This is a genomic window from Mechercharimyces mesophilus, assembly GCF_059818345.1.
In genome coordinates, this window is record NZ_JCBAPH010000002.1 from 369,474 (window position 1) to 386,863 (window position 17,390).

Consider the following 17,390-nt stretch of genomic DNA (forward strand, 5'->3'; position numbering starts at 1 on the left):
AAGCTCGTTCCTTGATTTGGTATATTGCCTTTTCCAAGAGGGAATGATGAAGTCGAAATGAGATGAAGGGAGAAGAGGTATGGACTATTTCAACTATCCTGATGATCCCAATGAAAAGAAAAAACAAGAGGAGGAACCAAAGGAACCTAAAGAAGAGGGTGTCGTCCATCCAACGGTAGAACATTCGCCAACAGAGCCTCCTTACAGTGGAGAAGATTCTACTGGGTTGAATGGCATCCCTCCCGAAAAATCCTCTTCTAACATGGGAACCATTTTTTTAACGGGAATCATTTCTGCCCTCATCACTGCTGTAGTCGTAGGTGGTATCTTGTTCGGTTTGATGAAGGCCGGCATCGTGAATACTGCCAATCCAAGTGAACAACAAGATGGAGAGACGCAGGTAAAGAATGAGGAAGTAAGTGTTGACGTCACTTCTGATATTATCAAGGCAGCAGAAAATGTAAAACCGGCAGTTGTCGGGATTCTCAATTTAGCTGGTTCAGGGGAAGTTCAAGGAACCGGCTCAGGCGTCGTTTTTTATAAAGAAGGGGATGTTGCTCGTATCGTGACCAACTCTCATGTTATTCAAGGAAATAAAGATGTGGAAGTGGTCTTTATGAATGATGAGGGAGAAGAGGGACCTCAGCGTGTGCAAGCCGAAGTATTGGGTCACGACGAAAACGCTGACTTAGCTGTGCTAGAAATCCCTTCCACACATGTCACAAAGGTGGCTGAGTTTGGAGATTCTGATGTAATCAAGGCGGGGGAGCCTGCAATCGCGATCGGGAACCCTCTCGGATTAGAATTTTCGCAGTCTGTCACAGTAGGGGTTGTTAGTGCTCCTCATCGTTCGCTACAAAATGAACAAGGAACCTTTACCATGGATGTCATCCAAACGGATGCCGCGATTAACCCTGGTAATAGTGGGGGCGCCCTTGTTAATGCTGCCGGACAAGTTATCGGTATCAACAGTATTAAGATATCTCTCGAAAATGTAGAAGGCATGGGCTTTGCCATTCCATCCAAAGACGCAGAGCCTCTCATTGCTGATCTGATTGAACATGGTAGGGTGATTCGACCCTATATTGGAATTCAATCCCTTAATTTAGAAGCACTTTCTCCTAGCCAACGCTCCCAAATCAATTTACCTGATGAAGTGACAGGTGGAGTCGTAGTAGGAAGTGTACAAGCGGGCTCTCCCGCAAGTAAAGCTGGTTTAACCTCGCAGGATGCCATTGTTGCAATCAATGGTGAGAGCATCGACTCGATTGCCGATCTGCGCAACTACTTACAAGATGAAACCGAAGTAGGGCAGGAAGTAACCCTCACCGTTTATCGTAAGGGTGAGAAAAAATCTGCTACCCTTACTTTGGTGGAAGCGGGTCAATAGAAGTCAGCTCATCATGTGGTTCAATAGCAATCCCCCTCCCTATATAAAGAGAGGGGGATTGCTATTGATCAAATCATTTACCAGAAGGAGGAAAGATGTATGAAAACAACCTTAAACCAACCGCTTTATGCTTGTCACGAGCACCTCGATATAGCACTGGATGATATTGTCGATCTACTAGCGACCTGTCCACAGCTGGATAAAGTGAATCCTGCTATTCCAACTCCTCATTGTTTCTATTGTTCTGAGCCAGCATCCTATATCTGTACATGGCGTGAAGCAGAAGAAGGCGAGTAAAAGAGGGATGAAAAGCTTCTCCATCCCTTTCGATTATCTGTCGTTAAACCGAATAAAGCTAGGAGAGTAATCCAATGAAGATAAACCTGATCACTGTTGGCAAGTTAAAGGAATCGTATTTAAAGAAGGCCGAGGCAGAGTATTTAAAAAGGCTCTCCGCTTATGCAAAAATCAACATCATCGAAGTTGCTGAAGAAAAGCTGACAGAGGCACCTCATCCTGCTATGATCGAGCAAGTCTTACAAAAGGAAGGGGAGCGCATTCAAAAGCACCTTCACCCTGATGCTTACCATATTACCCTTGCTATTGAAGGAAAGTCCTTCTCATCTGAAGCATTAGCCTCTCACCTAGATGGATTGACGACTTATGGAACAAGCCATATGAATTTCATCATTGGTGGCTCTTATGGAATTGCTGATTTTGTAAAAAGAGAAGCCAACTTGCTCCTATCATTCTCTGCGATGACGTTCCCCCATCAATTGACACGTATCCTCTTTCTGGAGCAAATTTATCGCTCATTTAAGATTAATCGAGGGGGAACCTATCATAAATGATGAAACAAGCATGATCAATCCGATCTGATCTGCTCATTCCCCTCATCGAACAGCTTGTTCGCTTGTAGAAGCAGATAATTTCATATGGAGTCATCCAAACGTCGTGCGTTCTTCTCTATGTCTAACCTCTCTGTGGCCTGCATATTCATGTTCTGAATGAAAATAACCAGCACGGAGGTTGCAAGATGATCCTATCTCATAAATATCAATTTATCTTTCTAAAGACAAAAAAGACAGCAGGCACGAGTATTGAAATATCCCTGTCACGCTATTGCGGTCAGGATGATATCATCACACCGATCTCCCCTGCCGATGAGAAAATTCGTTCCAAATGGAACGCCTCCCCTCGGAATTATCAGCGAAATGGCAAGAAGACTTTCTTTAATCATATTACGGCGAAAGAGCTTCGCCCACTCGTTGGAGAAGATATCTGGAATTCTTACTATAAGTTCTGCTTCGACCGCAATCCTTGGGACAAAGTCGTCTCTGCCTATTATTTTAGTCGGGCATCACATCAACCTTTTGACCATTTTTTTGCAAAAGATTGGTATAAGCGACCCTATAATTACCCTTTCTATACCATCAACGATCAAGTTGTTGTTGATACCATTGGTAAATACGAAAACCTTGAGCAAGACTTAGCATCCATTTGTAAAAGGGTTGGTATACCGTTTGATGGAAATTTGCCTCGTGCCAAAGGGAATTTCCGCAAATCAAGACGCCCATACCAATCCTACTACCATGCTGATCTGCAAAAGTTAGTTGCTGAATATTATGAAAAAGAAATCGAATTACATGACTACACCTTTTAACCTGCAAATCTTTCACTTTTTAAGCACCTGTAAATGAAAAATGACCGAGTTCGCTATGATAAGGAAACGGGAAGCCAAAGTGTAAGGCAATGGCCCCTTCTTTCGCTTCCTGTCTCCTGCTCCTTATCTATGCATACACCGGTCTCATACGGATCGTCTGCTTGCGATCAGGACCTACAGAGAATATCGTAAGTGGTATTCCAGTCAAGTGGGTAATTCGTTCGATATAATGTTGTGCCGCAAGAGGCAGATCACTGATATGTTTTGCCCCCGTAATATCTTCATCCCATCCAGGTAATGTTTCATACACCGGCTCACACTCCGCCAGTACATCCAAATCCGCCGGATAGTTTTCAAGAATTTCTCCTCGATAGCGGTAGGCCGTTCCGATACGAATCTCTTTTAATCCCGTTAGCACATCCAATGAGTTTAGGGAGAGGCCAGTAATACCACTTACACGTCGTGCATGTCGCACAACAACCGAATCGAACCAGCCAACTCGGCGAGGACGACCGGTGGTCGTCCCATATTCACGACCTACCTCACGAATGGTATTGCCTATATCATCGAAGAGTTCCGTTGGAAAGGGACCATCTCCAACACGCGTCGTATATGCTTTAGCAACCCCGATTACTTGGTGAATTTTTGTAGGACCGACTCCCGATCCAATACAAACCCCACCCGCCACTGGATTAGAAGAGGTTACGAAAGGATACGTCCCCTGATCAATATCCAGCATAACACCCTGGGCTCCTTCAAATAAAACACGTTTACCCTTATCGATAGCTTCATTTAAGGCAACCGAAGTATCCGTTACATAGGGTCGAATTTTCTCGGCCAACTCCCTATATTCATCGAATATTTCTTGAAACGAAAGACCTTGTTGATTATAAACCCGTTCTAATAAGCGGTTTTTATCCTCAAGATTCCGCTTTAACTTTTCAGCAAAGCGGTCCGCCCTCAACAAATCGGCTACACGAATGCCCACACGAGCCGCTTTATCCATATAACAAGGTCCAATTCCTTTACCTGTGGTACCAATTTTCCCATTTCCTTTGCGCTGTTCTTCTGCACGATCCAACAGCAGATGATACGGCATAATCACATGTGCCCGATCAGAGATTTGTAAGGAATCCGTTGCCACTCCCCGTTCATGTAAATAGTTTAACTCCTCTACCAAAGCGGCAGGATGTAATACCATCCCGTTACCAAGGACACATTCCTTCTCTTTGTTAAAAATGCCAGACGGTATCAAGTGTAACTTATACCTTTTGCCACCGAACACGATCGTGTGACCCGCATTGTTTCCTCCTTGATACCTTGCCACAACCTCTGCTTCTTCCGCCAGGAAATCGGTGATCTTTCCTTTTCCTTCATCGCCCCACTGTGTTCCTACAACCACCACTGTCGACATGGTTTGCTCTCTCCTTTCGGCGATACCTTCCGTAAACCGAACATCACTACTAGTGTATCCAAAGGAAAAGACGAATGTCAACGAAAAAGACGAACATTAAATGAAAAAAATAAGTTAACGTTCATATGACGCTCTATACTTGACTCTTCATCTGCAAAGTAGGAGGAGGCGATCGTCTATCCACGTTGACCTTAACAACGTATTCGTACTTCCGTCTGAGAAGAAAAATTCCCTCACCCTCTACCACGTGACGAAAAAACCTGAAACCCCACGCAATCTACTTTTATCTGGAGACATGTAGCATAAACCCTGCGGGTTTTTCCATAAAAAAACCCATGGTCAATAGAGTAGACCATGGGTGAAGGCAAGTAAATTTTATTATCGATGCCATGGGATAGATTTTAATCGTCATATTCTCGTAGAAAATACGCATGATCTGTTCCACCCCCGATGATAGCACATTATAGAAGTGTCAGATCTTCTCAAAGCATGATGGATGGGTAAGCTTTCATCCTATCTTCAGGCTGAAATCTCAGCTATGAGAAATTAAGATTTGCCTAGTGAAGATTTTAAACCTTCTTCACTGCCCATTGCATGAGAATTGTCAAAGTCACTCAGAAGGAAACCCTCTATACCATGGACGTAGATTCCCGCTTCCTATCAGGGTGATATATCCACCTAATTTCAAATTGTTGTGGCTCACTAGGGGTCCCTAAGTCTCTCTTACATCATCGATTCATCATGACGAAGGTCCAAGCTGAGAAACTTATTGTACTGCTTTAAAAAGAGGAGTTCCACTTTTCCGACAGGACCATTCCGTTGCTTACTGATGAGTACTTCGACGATGTTTTTCTTCTCCGAGTTCTCATCATAGTAATCATCTCGATACAGAAAGGAGACAATATCGGCATCTTGCTCCAAAGACCCTGACTCACGCAAATCAGACATCATCGGTCGTTTATCCTGTCTTTGCTCCACTGCCCGCGATAACTGTGACAGAGCAATGATTGGAACATCCAATTCCCTCGCCATCAGCTTTAGAAAACGAGAGATTTGTGAAATCTCCTGCTGGCGACTTTCTTTGCCGGAGCCATTAATGAGTTGCAGGTAATCGATCATCACCAGTCCAAGGCCATGCTCCGCTTTAAGACGACGAAGTTTCGCACGAATATCAAACACCGTTACACCTGGTGTATCATCGATAAAAATGTTTGCTTCAGAGAGTGTCCCGATCGCCATCGTTAACTTCTCCCAATCTTCTTCCGTCATGCTACCTGTGCGAAACTTCTCTGCCTCAATGTTTCCCTCCGCAGACAGCATCCTCTGCACCATTTGTGGAGCGGACATTTCTAGATTGAAGATGGCTACCGGTGCTCCTGCTCTTACGGCAGCGTTTTGTGCTACGTTTAAAGCAAACGCCGTTTTACCCATACTGGGACGTGCCGCCAAGATGATGAAATCCGATTTCTGAAAGCCAGAAGTCATGCGGTCCAGATCCGTATAGCCTGAAGGAACCCCCAATAACTTGCCTTGGTTTTCATGCAAGGATTCAATGCGATCAAAGGTCTCCATCAACACATCTTTAATCGGAATAAATGCTTTGGTCGATCGCGTTTGTGAGATCTCTAGTATTTGTTTTTCTGCATCATCAATAATGTTGGTCGTCTCTTGGTCTGCGGCATAGCCGGATGCGGCAATCTGCGTTGCTGTCCGTATCAAACGGCGAAGGATAGACTTCTCCTCCACAATGCGCGCATAATGATCCGCATTGGCGGATGTTGGCACCGTGTTGGCTAGATCGGTGAGATAAGTGACGCCTCCTACCTCTTCGAGTTGCTTTCGATTTTGCAACTCATCCGTAAGTGTCACCAGGTCAACCGGTTCTGCCCGCTCTGATAAATAGACAACCACTTCAAATATTCGCTGATGCGACTGACGATAAAAATCTTCCGCACGCAGTTTTTCCATCACTTGAACCAATACATCCGGATCAATAAGGATGGAACCAATGACGGCCTGCTCGGCTTCCACATGATGAGGTGGCAACCGATCGGCAAATAGATCACTCATCTTTCATTCCCCCAACCAAAAAGGGCACCCCACTTTCGAAGTGGAGCGCCCCTCTTCCCCCTTTACTCCTCTACCACTTGTACCGACAACGTGGCCGTTACTTTGGGGTGCAATTTCACAGGTACTTTCGTCACTCCAAGATGGCGAATCGGATCATCAAGCAGAATCTTTTTCTTGTCTAGCGTTACGTTGTGTACTTTTTTAACGTACTGACTAATCTGTTTAGAAGTAACAGCTCCGAAGAGACGGCCTCCTTCTCCTGCTTTGGTTGGAATAACAACCTCCAACTGGGCCAGCTTCTCTGCCAACTCCTCTGCTTGAACTCGCTCTTGTTCTTTCCGTTGTTGTTCACGTTTCTTTTTCTCATTCAGGTCGTTTATATTTCCTGAAGAAGCAGGAACAGCGAGATTGCGAGGCAACAGGTAGTTACGAGCGTAACCGTCTGAAACCTCCTTCACCTCCCCTTTCTTCCCTTTTCCTTTTACGTCTTGCTGAAAGATCACTTTCATTCTAAGCGTCCTCCCCTTCTGCAAAAAACTTCTTCAGTTGTTCGAGCAAAAGCGCACGCGCTTGCTTCACACTGATATTCTCTAATTGTACAGCAGCATGCGTCAAGTGACCGCCGCCTCCGATTCCTTCCATCACAACTTGCACATTGAGCTCTCCTTGTGAACGAGCACTAATGGCAACTTTATCGTCATCCCTTTGACCAATCACAAAGGAAGCGCCAATACCATGCATATTTAAAAGGGTATCTGCGGTTTGCGCAATTAACAACTGCTCATAGCGCGCCCCTTCTTCCCCCATTGCAATCGCTACTTTATCGTATATCACTTCCGTATTTTTGACAATCTCTGCTCGTCTAACAAATTGATCCATGTCTTCTTTGAGTAGAGACTGCACCATCGTTAGATCCGCTCCATGGCGACGCAAGAAGGAAGCTGCTTCAAAGGTACGCGAACCTGCACGGAAGGAGAAACTCTTGGTATCGACGACAATACCGGCCAAGAGCGAGGTAGCTTCTAATGTGTCCATCTCCATACGGTCGCTCTGATATTGAAGGAGCTCCGTAATCAGCTCACATGTAGAGGAAGCGTAAGGTTCCAGATAAACCAGTACCGGGTCTGACACAAATTCTTCTCCGCGTCGATGATGATCAATGACCACCACTTTATTCGCTCGTTCAATTAATCGCGGTTCAATGGCAAACGATGGCTTATGCGTATCAACAAGGATAACCAATGTCCCTGGGTCCAATAATTGAAGTGCTTTCTCCGGCGTGACGATCGCCTCGCTCAAGGCCTCGTGCTCATAAACCGCCCCTAACAACTGCTCAATCGATGGATTGGATTCTGCTAACACAATATGCCCTTCGCGCTGACAGAGTTGAACCGACTTGAGAACACCAATAGATGCCCCCAATGCATCCATATCCGGTTCCACGTGCCCCATAATCAAGACACGTTCACTATCCCGAATCAGGTTGGCCAACGCATGTGAGATCACACGCGCTCTTACTCGCGTCCGTCGTTCCACCGCATTGGTTTTTCCTCCGAAGAAGGTAATATGTTCACCGTTGTGCACAGCAGCTTGATCTCCACCACGTGCCAATGCGATATCCAAGGCTGATTGCGCTGTTTGCATTTGACTGGTCATCGAATCCCCATATGAAGCCATCCCAATACTTAAGGTGATCGGGATTTTATTCTCATGAGTCATCTCACGGATCTCATCCAACAGCTCAAACGAGTTCTCCACCAATCGATCCAGCATTCCATGAGACATCGTTAAGAAAAATTTATCTGAATCAAAGCGACGCAGAGCGATGTCGTATTCCCTCGCCCATCTTGTAATCGCATTGGTTACATTTGTAAGAAGGAGGGCGCGATTTTGGTCATCCATCCCTTGACCGGCGTCTTCGTAATTATCCATATGAAGAAAGCCAAATACGACTCGCTCCTGTTCGTACTGTTCTTCCAAGCTGGCCAGTTCCGTCACATCTTGGAAAAAAAACAGCCGTTCATCCTCCCACTGAGACACTTCATATACCCGTTCATCCATCACCAACCGTGTAGGAGTTACACTTTTTTCTTCCGTCAGTAAAGAAGGGAATACCTCATTTACCCTCTTTCCTATTAGTGTTTCCGTATCCATCATCTCTTTGATAAATGGATTGTGCCACACCACTTGGTCCTCCCGATCATAGAGCAAGATCCCTACCGGAATTTCATCTACGGTTGCTTGGGTTGCTCCTTTGACGCGATGGGACAAAGTTAAGATGTATTCCTGCAAATCCGCGCGAAAAGCACGTTCCGCTCGGTATAAATAGTAGGCAAACAGAAGAAACCCACAAAAAGCGATGATGGCAAGGTAATAATGAAAAAAACCTAATGCTGCCACCAACAGTAACATGAAACAAAGAACGCTAATCATATGGTAGCCGTACCAGCGTCGCAATAAGAAATTTGGCATGGTCACATCCCCTCGACCTGCACGAAATTCATTCATATTTTCTAACGTTTCCTATCTCCATTTTAACCTAGGCAGATATCATTGAGTAGCCTCTTTCCAAACCCAACAGTTCTAATCCTTTCCTTTCACTCGACTTCTCATCTGCGTTCCAACATCCAGTATCCCCAATCCATAGAACACAAGAGAAAGAACAGGCATAAAAGCGAAAAAAACGAGCAGGATCATCCACCATTGACGAGCTTGCTTGCGATGCAGAAAAAAGGAGGCAAAAGCCAATCCTTGAACCAAAAAGAGGAGGTGAAGCAAATTGGAGGCCCCGTCGACCCATGGCAATGGGTTCTCATTCATCGTAGCGACCAGTTTAATGATAAGCATCGCTCCATAAAGCAAGAGAAACGCACTCGGCAGACGCCATTGGTAAAACGGAGGAACTTGTTTCCCGGGAAATTTTTTGTTTAACCACAGTCTTCCTAACCAAAAATTAATCAGAGGAAAAGGAATCGTCAACATCGCCATCACCGCAGGAATGAACGTGCTAAGCTCAGGTAATTCCTGCATTTCGATTTCTCCCATGCCCCACTCTTGGAAGAGAGCAAGGGATTCATCCCACTGAGTCTGCCATGCCGATTGCATCACATCATAGGCATTAAACCAGATGGTAGCGCCGACGAAGACCAGGAGAAGTCCGATCCATGTCACCATCAACCCTGCCAGTATGACATCCGTTCCACTCATTTCTTCCCTTCGATAAACCCTTCCCATCGTCGCTCCAATAAGAGTAGCAAGAAAGATGAGGGATATCATCATAAAGGTTGTGAGTGTAAAGCTTTCACTTATGTAAACCCATCCGATGAACAGGACATGAATACTCAAGATAAACAACAATGTTGGTGGGAGAGATTCTTTGGTAGCCATCAACAGAAAAGGGAGCGGAAGAATCCAAATCGTTATGATCCCCAATGGCGTAAAGGTTGCTAGAAATATTGCAATGAATAATCCACTATACAGGAGCCAATCAAACTTATTTCTCTGCAAATTCATTAGTTGGTGGCCTCCCCCTTTCTCTACAACAAGTTAACGGTCATCTATATATTTTTCCAAATGGGAGAGATCTTGATACCACTCTTCCAGTTGGTGACCTTCCTCCACATGCTCTTTTAAATTCTTCACTACCGCTTGATCAATTTCGCGGTAGGACAATCCAAGGCGACGTGCCAAAACATATACAGCCGTAATCAAGCTTGCCAGACTATCAACAATTAAAGTCTGGTTCGCATGATGCAACCCTTTAAATAGATTGGCCAGCTGGTCGATCAACTCCGTCTTCAACCAGTCAATGACTTTTACACTCTTTGCAATATGTACACTGCGATCGGGCCGGCTCATACGTAGGTGCCCTCCTTTTAGAAAAGGGTTTAGATGTACTTTCAACATCTCGACACGAAATTCCTTGTTCCAGCAAAGGAGGAAAGGAAAAAACAGGGGCGAAGAGGTGCCCCTGTTTTTATCAGTCTGTGGTGTATGGCAATAAAGCCATTTGCCGAGCTCGCTTAATTGCGCGTGTCAATTGCCGTTGATATTTAGATGAAGTACCGGTTACACGACGCGGCAAGATCTTGCCACGTTCACTGATGAACCGCTTTAGCAAATCCACATCTTTGTAATCGATATAGGTAATCTTGTTTGCTGTGAAGAAACAAACTTTACGTCGTTTGTGTCCACGTCTACGTGCCATCTTCCATTCCCTCCTTCTTCGATATTTCTTCCGTCGCTCTTATTTAGAAGGGCAGATCGTCATCTGAAATATCGATGGGCTTTCCATCATCAGCAAAGGGATCTTTGTTGGATGAATCTTGGAATGGGTTGTTTCCGCTATAGTCATTGTTGCTATAGCCTGCTTGCGAACTTGACTCCGAACGCGGAGACAAAAATTCGACATTGTCCGCAACCACTTCAGTCACTTTAATTCGCTGTCCCTCTTGATTTTCAAAACTGCGAGTTTGCAAGCGACCTTCCACAGCAGCTTTTCGTCCCTTTTTCAAGTAGTTGGCACAGTTCTCTGCTAGCTGACGCCAAGCGACGATGTTGACAAAGTCTGCTTCACGCTCTCCTTGTTGGTTAGTAAACGGCCGGTTTACTGCAATCGCAAAGTTAACAACTGCAACCCCACTGCCGGTATAACGCAATTCGGGATCACGAGCCAAATTTCCAATCAATACAACCCTGTTCATCTTGATCCCCTCCTAATGTAGACAAGCTGATCTATCCCTTATTTATCATCCAAGTTAATAACCATCTTGCGGAGAATACGATCGTTCAATTTCATCGTACGATCCAATTCGTTCAGTGTATCATTATTCGCCTCGAATGTGACAACGGTATAGAAACCTTCACGGAAGTCAGCGAATTCGTAAGCAAAACGACGTTTTCCAAAGTCTTTGCTCTCGATGCTTGCACCACCGTTGCTTGAAAGAGTTGTCTCCACGCCTTCACGTGTTGCTTTCAATGTTTCTTCGTCCACATCCGGACGTACGATATACATCATCTCATAATTTCCCATCTTGCGTTCACCTCCTCATGGACATTGCGGCCCCATCCTTTCTGGATGAAGCAAGGAGTTTATATAAAACCCACACTGAACTATTCTATCAGTTAGGAAGGCGAGAAGCAAGGGAAACTAATATTTCGGTTGGTAATGGCGTTCTCTTTTGTTTCTACAGCACCATTCAGGTCCGAAATATTCACATCAATTGATTGATAAATGAGAATACTTATTTTGATTTGTGGTATTATAGAATTTGATTTAGATAGCCCCTATTGTGGTGTGTGGATGGAAAGAACACACTCCCCTAGCCATCTCATCTAAAAACCATCGAGCCTCTATAGAGGTAGGACAGAGGGAGCATTTTCACTCCACTCCCCGATGTCCTTATCCGTGAGTTCTCTCTAGACATTAAAGCGGAAATGCATGACATCCCCATCTCGCACAACATACTCTTTCCCTTCAAGGCGCATCAATCCACGTTCGCGTGCTTCATTCATCGAACCACTCGCCATGAGGTCTTCATATCCCACCACTTCGGCACGAATAAACCCTTTTTCAAAATCGGTGTGGATCACACCGGCGGCTCCCGGAGCTTTGGTGCCTTCACGGATCGTCCACGCTCGTACTTCTTTTTCACCCGCTGTGAAATAGGTGATGAGGCCAAGAAGTTTGTACGCTGCTCCAACCAAGCGATCCAACCCTGCCATCTCCAATCCTATATCTTCAAGGAATTGTTCCCGCTCTTCCCCATCCAACTCGGCAATTTCCGCTTCAAGTTGCGCTGAGATCGTTACCACTTGCGCTCCTTCTTTTTCGGCAATTTCCATTACACGCTGGACATGGGGGTTCCCTGTCGGATCTGCTACTTCATCTTCTCCTACATTGGCTACATAAAGTACCTGTTTTGACGTAAGTAAGTTTAAGGTGCGTACTACTTCCATATCTTCTTTCGTTAGCTCAATCTGGCGAACAGATAAACCTTCAGCCAATCCCGCTTGCAGTTTCTCCAATACATCGTACTCTTTTATCGCTTCCGCATCGCCACTCTTCTTTTTTCGTAATACCCTTTCCAGTCGCCGTTCGACCGAATCCAGATCAGATAAACCCAGTTCCGTATCAATGGTTTCAATATCACTAGCTGGGTCCACTTTCCCTTCCACATGCGTAATGTTGCCATCCTCAAAGCAGCGCACCACATGAATGATTGCGTCCACTTCTCGAATGTTAGCGAGAAACTGATTCCCTAATCCTTCTCCTTTACTAGCCCCCCGTACGAGCCCTGCAATATCAACCATTTGAATCGCAGTAGGAACAACGCGTTGTGGGTTCACGATCTCAGTTAATCGATCCAAACGTTCGTCACGTACATCCACCACACCTGTATTGGGGTCAATCGTACAAAAAGGATAGTTGGCCGACTCGGCCCCCGCTTTCGTAATCGCATTAAAAAGTGTTGACTTCCCTACATTGGGTAAGCCCACAATTCCGGTTGTTAAAGCCATCTTGCTGTCATCCTCTCATCGGCATTCATCCGTATTATTCTTCATTCCCCGTTCATTATATCGAAACCCAATCCCTCTGTCATTTTGGCACACTTCACAGCGGTATAGAGAGGAATGAATTGAAGAATTACACTTCATAAGGAAAAGAATATCTTTCAAAGTTGATACAAACCACCCATACTATTATTTCCCTTGGTTTTATTTTACGGTATAATAGTTTTGCAAACGTACAGAAAAGAGGTGAATCGATGAGTAAAAAACCTATAGGCATCTTACTAGCACTCTCATTGCTAGTCCTTAGTGGATGTTCGCTTCTGTTTCCAGAAGAGAAAAATGCAGTAGAAAGTGAAACCACTAAAGAGAAAACAAGTAGTTCTGACACAGAGACAATTAAGGAAAAGCCACCTGAAATCAACGTTCCATCTCGGCTGGAAGATATTCAGCTACTAGCCGGACCAGGGAGCTATAGCGCAGACAAATATGATCTTAATCAGATTCGTCCGCAACTGGATAAACTGTCAAAAGAGTTGTCTTCGGACCAACTATATACCAAACTGCTCAACTTAGTCGGAGAAGATTACCGGTCTAACATTCATTTTTTTCAAAACTATGATACAAGCGTCACCGAATTGGATGCTAGTCCAGAATCGATGAAGAAAATCAAAGTTCCTGAAGGACAAGAGGTCAATGTAGTGATCCTCCTCGATTCCAGTGGCAGTATGGGAGAAAAGGTAGACGGTGGAGTGAAAATGGACATGGCCAAAGAGGCCGTCCATAAGTTTCTCTCCAATATGCCGGAAGGGGCCAACGTCTCACTACAACTTTACGGTCATAAGGGCTCCAGCAACGAAGCGGATAAGGGAATCTCTTGTAAGGGAATTGAAGAAGTCTATCCCTTAGGGGAATTCTCCGAGGATTCCTTTCAAAATGCACTAGATAAAGCAAAACCTAAGGGGTTTACCCCTCTTGCTGGCTCCATGAAAGCAGCGAGAGAGACACTCTCCTCTCACTTGGGCGGGGCCAATGTACAAAACCTCATCTATGTTGTTAGTGATGGGGTGGAGACATGTGATGGAGACCCAGCAAAAGTAGCGAAAGAACTTAATCAATCGGGAATCCAAGCGATTGTAAACATCCTAGGTTTCGATGTGGACGATGAAGGACAAAAATCCCTCAAAGAAGTGGCCGATGCAGGTGGAGGAACCTATCAAACCGTGCAGAGCAAAGTAGAAATGAAAGAGTACTTTGAAGGCCAATTCCGCTTGCTCTATGATCAATGGGAGAAGTGGGCCGATGACCAATACAATAAAGCGGAGTATTATGCCAACCTGAAACTGGATGAGGTCGAGAGAGAAGCGAATTCACTGTTAGAGTTAGCTAGTAAAGAACATCATCAGTTATTGGATGCAGCGATCTACCTCGAAGATGAGCGTGACTACGAATATGATGTCATCAGCACGGTCAAGAGTAGGATCTATGAACGGGAAACCGAGATCAAGGGTTGGACGTATGACGCACGCGACGACTTGAAAAGTGAAGTACGTGAGAAACGAGACTCGATTCAGGATTATGTAAGAAACCAACGGGACAGTGAACAAGATCAAGTATCCGACTAGAATGAATGGAGGACCAAGCCATGAAAAAAGGATGGATTCTACTTTTCTGCCTGAGTCTGCTCCTCGTAGGCAGTGGATGTAGCGTGATAGGAGATGAATCTGCGAAAGAGAGTAAACAGGAAGAAAAGAAAGAGGAAGGAAAGGAGAAGAAGGAAGGAGTAGCCACCATTAAATTTGGAGATTTACCAAAGGACGAAAACAACTGGGAAGTATTAAATCAACGCGAACACTTTGGTAAAGATGAAGCCATTGCTATGTCTGTCACTTTTCCTGATAAGATCGATACCACCCGAATTAAAGTGAAAATATTAAAGCTCCCTGGAGAACGATTGATTCAAGAATGGGTCGTTGATGAAAAAAGTCCAGATTCCACTAAATGGAGATGGGAGTTCACCGATAGTTATGATTTCCATGGGTTTTATGAACTTGGTAAATATAAAATGCAACACTATCGTGGCGAAGAACTTCTTGCTGAAGGGGAGTTTGAAATTGTTGACTAGGACTTTTTAAGCAAACGGGGAGGACTCGACATGAACACCCATAGACAATTCTCTTTGCCTCTGCTCTTATCCTTCCTCATGGTCTTCAGTAGTGGTTGTGGGATTTTCGAAGACTCCAACCCTCAAGAGGATCAAAAAAGTACGGAAGCAAAAGATGAAGCAGAAGTAGCAGAAATCAAGTTTGGTGATTTTCCTCAAGATGAAAATAACAAGGAAGTATTAAACCAGCGCACCCACTTCGGTAAAGACGAAACTTTTTCTATGTCAGCCACATTCGATGAGAAAATCGATACCTCAGTCATCACCATAAGATGGATCAAATTTCCTGAAAAACGAGTCATCGAAGAGATGATCTTCGATGACCGAGATCCTAGTTCCACGCATTTGAAGTGGGAATTCACGAAATTCGACAAGTTTAATGGTTTCTATTATACCGGAGACTACAAAATGCAATTGTGGCGAGGAAAAGACCTGCTAGCAGAAGGTCCGTTCACCATCATCGATTGATCAATCCGATAACCTGTAGAGTAGAATGAATTCAACTAAACAGTAGGCTTCTTTATCTATTGAGAATAGATTTGTGGGAAAGGAGGGGCTTTCCCTCCTTTTTGTGTCTCTATCGCCTCTCCCTCGTTCTTCTCACTCCTTTGTACCCATAAACTTCTTATGTGGAAAAAAATATATACCCTATGTTATTCTTATTAATATCTTTCTAATCGAGAAACGAGCGCTCTTCCTACTTCTCCTACATCACCATATCTTCCATTACTTAATGAACCATCCTATTCTACTTCATCACGACAGATCGCAAGGAGGATTCCGTGAACAAGCAACAGACACAGCCAAAATTCCTCATAACTAGTCTCATCATCTCCTTCCTCTTTCTTATCAGTTCTATTCTCATCCCTCCTACCACCAGCTATGCTCAAGAAGTTCCCTCGATCCAAGCAACATCTTATCTCCTGATGGAAGCAGAAACAGGCGCCATCTTACTTGAGAAAAATAGTGATAAACCCCTTCCTCCCGCCAGTATGACCAAAATGATGACCCAACTGCTCGTCCTGGAGCAGATTGAGAAAGGGCATCTTACTTGGGAGGAGACTGTCACGATTGACTCTGCTGCTGCCCGCTTAGGAGCTGGGGGTGCCGTAGATGTCCAATTACTGCCGGGTGAAAAACAAACAGTGAAGGAATTATTTCATGCCATGTCGATTCTTTCTGCCAACGATGCAGCCTCCGCATTGGCTCATCATGTCGCAGGAAGCGAAACCTCCTTCGTTAAACGTATGAATAAGAAAGCAAAGAAGCTTGGGATGTCACATACCCATTTTCTAAATAGCACGGGACTTCCTTCTTCCCTTTATCCTCAGCCTCCAAAGATAGAGGGAAAACATCAGATGTCTGCTCGTGATGCCTCCATTTTAGCGAGAACATTGATCGCGCATCATCCTAATATTCTTACGATCTCATCTAACACTGAAGCCCATTTCGATCCCCAAGTGGGAAAGACCATCAAGTTAGAGAACACGAATTGGATGCTACCAGGACAAAAATACGCGTTTTCCGGAGTTGATGGTTTAAAAACAGGATTTACAAGTGAAGCCGGTTACTGTTTTGCGGGAACGGTTCAGAGAAATGACCAACGCTTCATTACAATTGTCATGGGAGCAGATTCTAAAGGATCACGCTTTGCGGAAACAGCAAAGCTCATGAACTATGGCATCGATCACTATCGGGTAGAAAATCTGATCACCACCAATCAGCCCATACCTAGCCATTCAACTATTCATGTGGAAGAAGGAGAAAAAGAAGAGGTTCCTATCATGCCGACTGAAACCATCCGTCTTCCTATACGCATCGAAGACAGCGAACAGTATGAAGTTCGTGTAACCTATCAAAGGAATCTACAGGCACCGATTCCTGCCCAAACACCCGTCGCAACTGCACAGTTATTCCTCAATGGTGAAGTCGTTAAGGAGGCAGAGAAAGTCCCTCTCATCACCACTCAGGATGTAAAAAGAGCTTCTACTCTCACCTTATGGGAAAGAAACCTTAATCATTTTCTCGCAGATGAGGAAAATCAAAAATTGATTCGCTCATCCATTCTGCTACTTATCACGCTTATTATTCTCAAACTCTATATGCTTCGTTTGCGGCGGAAATTTCAGCCTACCTCCTCTTTGCCAACTAAAAAAGAGACGGACAGCTAACTTCACCA

The 17,390-nt window shown here is 44.6% G+C and carries 18 protein-coding genes; 8 read left to right on the forward strand and 10 right to left on the reverse strand.

The genetic code is table 11. From position 1 onward, the window contains the following. The first annotated feature begins 79 nt into the window (after positions 1-79). From AC6RGY_RS09440 to AC6RGY_RS09455, 4 genes are all read left to right on the forward strand, one after another. Positions 80-1,390 carry a S1C family serine protease gene (locus tag AC6RGY_RS09440; RefSeq protein ID WP_499862290.1) on the forward strand — a complete coding sequence of 437 codons (1,311 nt, stop codon included), beginning with the start codon at positions 80-82 and terminating at the stop codon, positions 1,388-1,390. Between the two features lie 99 nt (positions 1,391-1,489). Next, positions 1,490-1,687, forward strand: a complete 198-nt coding sequence (locus AC6RGY_RS09445) for a CxxH/CxxC protein (RefSeq protein WP_499862292.1) — start codon at positions 1,490-1,492, stop codon at positions 1,685-1,687. A 74-nt stretch (positions 1,688-1,761) separates the two neighbouring features. Continuing rightward, complete coding sequence (rlmH, locus tag AC6RGY_RS09450; protein ID WP_499862294.1) at positions 1,762-2,241, forward strand: 23S rRNA (pseudouridine(1915)-N(3))-methyltransferase RlmH; 480 nt, start codon at positions 1,762-1,764, stop codon at positions 2,239-2,241. Between the two features lie 185 nt (positions 2,242-2,426). Further along, positions 2,427-3,053, forward strand: coding sequence for a sulfotransferase family 2 domain-containing protein (locus AC6RGY_RS09455; protein ID WP_499862296.1), 627 nt, complete (start codon positions 2,427-2,429; stop codon positions 3,051-3,053). Between the two features lie 127 nt (positions 3,054-3,180). On the opposite strand, the gene AC6RGY_RS09460 is transcribed toward AC6RGY_RS09455, so the two are convergent. The 10 genes from AC6RGY_RS09460 to ychF form a co-directional block, all read right to left on the reverse strand. Next, positions 3,181-4,467, reverse strand: coding sequence for an adenylosuccinate synthase (locus tag AC6RGY_RS09460; RefSeq protein ID WP_499862298.1), 1,287 nt, complete (start codon positions 4,465-4,467; stop codon positions 3,181-3,183). Between the two features lie 723 nt (positions 4,468-5,190). Continuing rightward, positions 5,191-6,537 carry a replicative DNA helicase gene (dnaB, locus tag AC6RGY_RS09465; RefSeq protein ID WP_499862300.1) on the reverse strand — a complete coding sequence of 449 codons (1,347 nt, stop codon included), beginning with the start codon at positions 6,535-6,537 and terminating at the stop codon, positions 5,191-5,193. Positions 6,538-6,599: 62 nt separating this feature from the next. Next, positions 6,600-7,046: a 50S ribosomal protein L9 gene (gene rplI, locus AC6RGY_RS09470; protein ID WP_499862302.1), complete on the reverse strand. Its 447-nt coding sequence runs from the start codon at positions 7,044-7,046 to the stop codon at positions 6,600-6,602. Position 7,047: 1 nt separating this feature from the next. After that, complete coding sequence (locus tag AC6RGY_RS09475; RefSeq protein ID WP_499862475.1) at positions 7,048-9,009, reverse strand: DHH family phosphoesterase; 1,962 nt, start codon at positions 9,007-9,009, stop codon at positions 7,048-7,050. 111 nt (positions 9,010-9,120) lie between these two features. Next, the gene (locus AC6RGY_RS09480) at positions 9,121-10,050 is read right to left on the reverse strand and encodes a DUF2232 domain-containing protein (protein ID WP_499862304.1); all 930 of its coding nucleotides are present in this window, start codon (positions 10,048-10,050) and stop codon (positions 9,121-9,123) included. A gap of 33 nt (positions 10,051-10,083) precedes the next feature. Beyond that, entirely contained in the window at positions 10,084-10,395 is a 312-nt protein-coding gene (locus tag AC6RGY_RS09485) for a MazG-like family protein (RefSeq protein WP_499862305.1), read from the reverse strand. A 121-nt stretch (positions 10,396-10,516) separates the two neighbouring features. Beyond that, positions 10,517-10,744 (reverse strand): 30S ribosomal protein S18, encoded by a 228-nt coding sequence (gene rpsR, locus AC6RGY_RS09490; protein WP_499862306.1) that lies wholly within the window; start codon positions 10,742-10,744, stop codon positions 10,517-10,519. Between the two features lie 43 nt (positions 10,745-10,787). Further along, positions 10,788-11,240 (reverse strand): single-stranded DNA-binding protein, encoded by a 453-nt coding sequence (locus AC6RGY_RS09495; RefSeq protein ID WP_499862308.1) that lies wholly within the window; start codon positions 11,238-11,240, stop codon positions 10,788-10,790. 38 nt (positions 11,241-11,278) lie between these two features. After that, positions 11,279-11,569 carry a 30S ribosomal protein S6 gene (gene rpsF, locus AC6RGY_RS09500; protein ID WP_499862310.1) on the reverse strand — a complete coding sequence of 97 codons (291 nt, stop codon included), beginning with the start codon at positions 11,567-11,569 and terminating at the stop codon, positions 11,279-11,281. Positions 11,570-11,955: 386 nt separating this feature from the next. Continuing rightward, positions 11,956-13,056, reverse strand: a complete 1,101-nt coding sequence (gene ychF, locus AC6RGY_RS09505) for a redox-regulated ATPase YchF (RefSeq protein WP_499862312.1) — start codon at positions 13,054-13,056, stop codon at positions 11,956-11,958. 248 nt (positions 13,057-13,304) lie between these two features. Here ychF and AC6RGY_RS09510 point away from each other — a divergent pair, with 248 nt between their 5' ends. The 4 genes from AC6RGY_RS09510 to AC6RGY_RS09525 all read left to right on the forward strand — a co-directional run bounded on the left by AC6RGY_RS09510 (position 13,305) and on the right by AC6RGY_RS09525 (position 17,382). Continuing rightward, positions 13,305-14,672 carry a vWA domain-containing protein gene (locus AC6RGY_RS09510; RefSeq protein WP_499862315.1) on the forward strand — a complete coding sequence of 456 codons (1,368 nt, stop codon included), beginning with the start codon at positions 13,305-13,307 and terminating at the stop codon, positions 14,670-14,672. Between the two features lie 20 nt (positions 14,673-14,692). Beyond that, positions 14,693-15,172: a hypothetical protein gene (locus tag AC6RGY_RS09515; protein WP_499862317.1), complete on the forward strand. Its 480-nt coding sequence runs from the start codon at positions 14,693-14,695 to the stop codon at positions 15,170-15,172. 30 nt (positions 15,173-15,202) lie between these two features. Continuing rightward, positions 15,203-15,679 (forward strand): hypothetical protein, encoded by a 477-nt coding sequence (locus tag AC6RGY_RS09520; RefSeq protein WP_499862319.1) that lies wholly within the window; start codon positions 15,203-15,205, stop codon positions 15,677-15,679. Positions 15,680-15,993: 314 nt separating this feature from the next. Beyond that, positions 15,994-17,382 carry a D-alanyl-D-alanine carboxypeptidase family protein gene (locus AC6RGY_RS09525; RefSeq protein WP_499862321.1) on the forward strand — a complete coding sequence of 463 codons (1,389 nt, stop codon included), beginning with the start codon at positions 15,994-15,996 and terminating at the stop codon, positions 17,380-17,382. Positions 17,383-17,390: the final 8 nt, after the last annotated feature.

Bases quoted from the DNA above. Each gene is read 5' to 3' on its own strand.
- AC6RGY_RS09440 (WP_499862290.1), top strand. From the start codon at position 80: ATGGACTATTTCAACTATCCTGATGATCCCAATGAAAAGAAAAAACAA.
- AC6RGY_RS09445 (WP_499862292.1), top strand. From the start codon at position 1,490: ATGAAAACAACCTTAAACCAACCGCTTTATGCTTGTCACGAGCACCTC.
- rlmH (WP_499862294.1), top strand. From the start codon at position 1,762: ATGAAGATAAACCTGATCACTGTTGGCAAGTTAAAGGAATCGTATTTA.
- AC6RGY_RS09455 (WP_499862296.1), top strand. From the start codon at position 2,427: ATGATCCTATCTCATAAATATCAATTTATCTTTCTAAAGACAAAAAAG.
- AC6RGY_RS09460 (WP_499862298.1), bottom strand. From the start codon at position 4,467: ATGTCGACAGTGGTGGTTGTAGGAACACAGTGGGGCGATGAAGGAAAA.
- dnaB (WP_499862300.1), bottom strand. From the start codon at position 6,537: ATGAGTGATCTATTTGCCGATCGGTTGCCACCTCATCATGTGGAAGCC.
- rplI (WP_499862302.1), bottom strand. From the start codon at position 7,046: ATGAAAGTGATCTTTCAGCAAGACGTAAAAGGAAAAGGGAAGAAAGGG.
- AC6RGY_RS09475 (WP_499862475.1), bottom strand. From the start codon at position 9,009: ATGCCAAATTTCTTATTGCGACGCTGGTACGGCTACCATATGATTAGC.
- AC6RGY_RS09480 (WP_499862304.1), bottom strand. From the start codon at position 10,050: ATGAATTTGCAGAGAAATAAGTTTGATTGGCTCCTGTATAGTGGATTA.
- AC6RGY_RS09485 (WP_499862305.1), bottom strand. From the start codon at position 10,395: ATGAGCCGGCCCGATCGCAGTGTACATATTGCAAAGAGTGTAAAAGTC.
- rpsR (WP_499862306.1), bottom strand. From the start codon at position 10,744: ATGGCACGTAGACGTGGACACAAACGACGTAAAGTTTGTTTCTTCACA.
- AC6RGY_RS09495 (WP_499862308.1), bottom strand. From the start codon at position 11,240: ATGAACAGGGTTGTATTGATTGGAAATTTGGCTCGTGATCCCGAATTG.
- rpsF (WP_499862310.1), bottom strand. From the start codon at position 11,569: ATGGGAAATTATGAGATGATGTATATCGTACGTCCGGATGTGGACGAA.
- ychF (WP_499862312.1), bottom strand. From the start codon at position 13,056: ATGGCTTTAACAACCGGAATTGTGGGCTTACCCAATGTAGGGAAGTCA.
- AC6RGY_RS09510 (WP_499862315.1), top strand. From the start codon at position 13,305: ATGAGTAAAAAACCTATAGGCATCTTACTAGCACTCTCATTGCTAGTC.
- AC6RGY_RS09515 (WP_499862317.1), top strand. From the start codon at position 14,693: ATGAAAAAAGGATGGATTCTACTTTTCTGCCTGAGTCTGCTCCTCGTA.
- AC6RGY_RS09520 (WP_499862319.1), top strand. From the start codon at position 15,203: ATGAACACCCATAGACAATTCTCTTTGCCTCTGCTCTTATCCTTCCTC.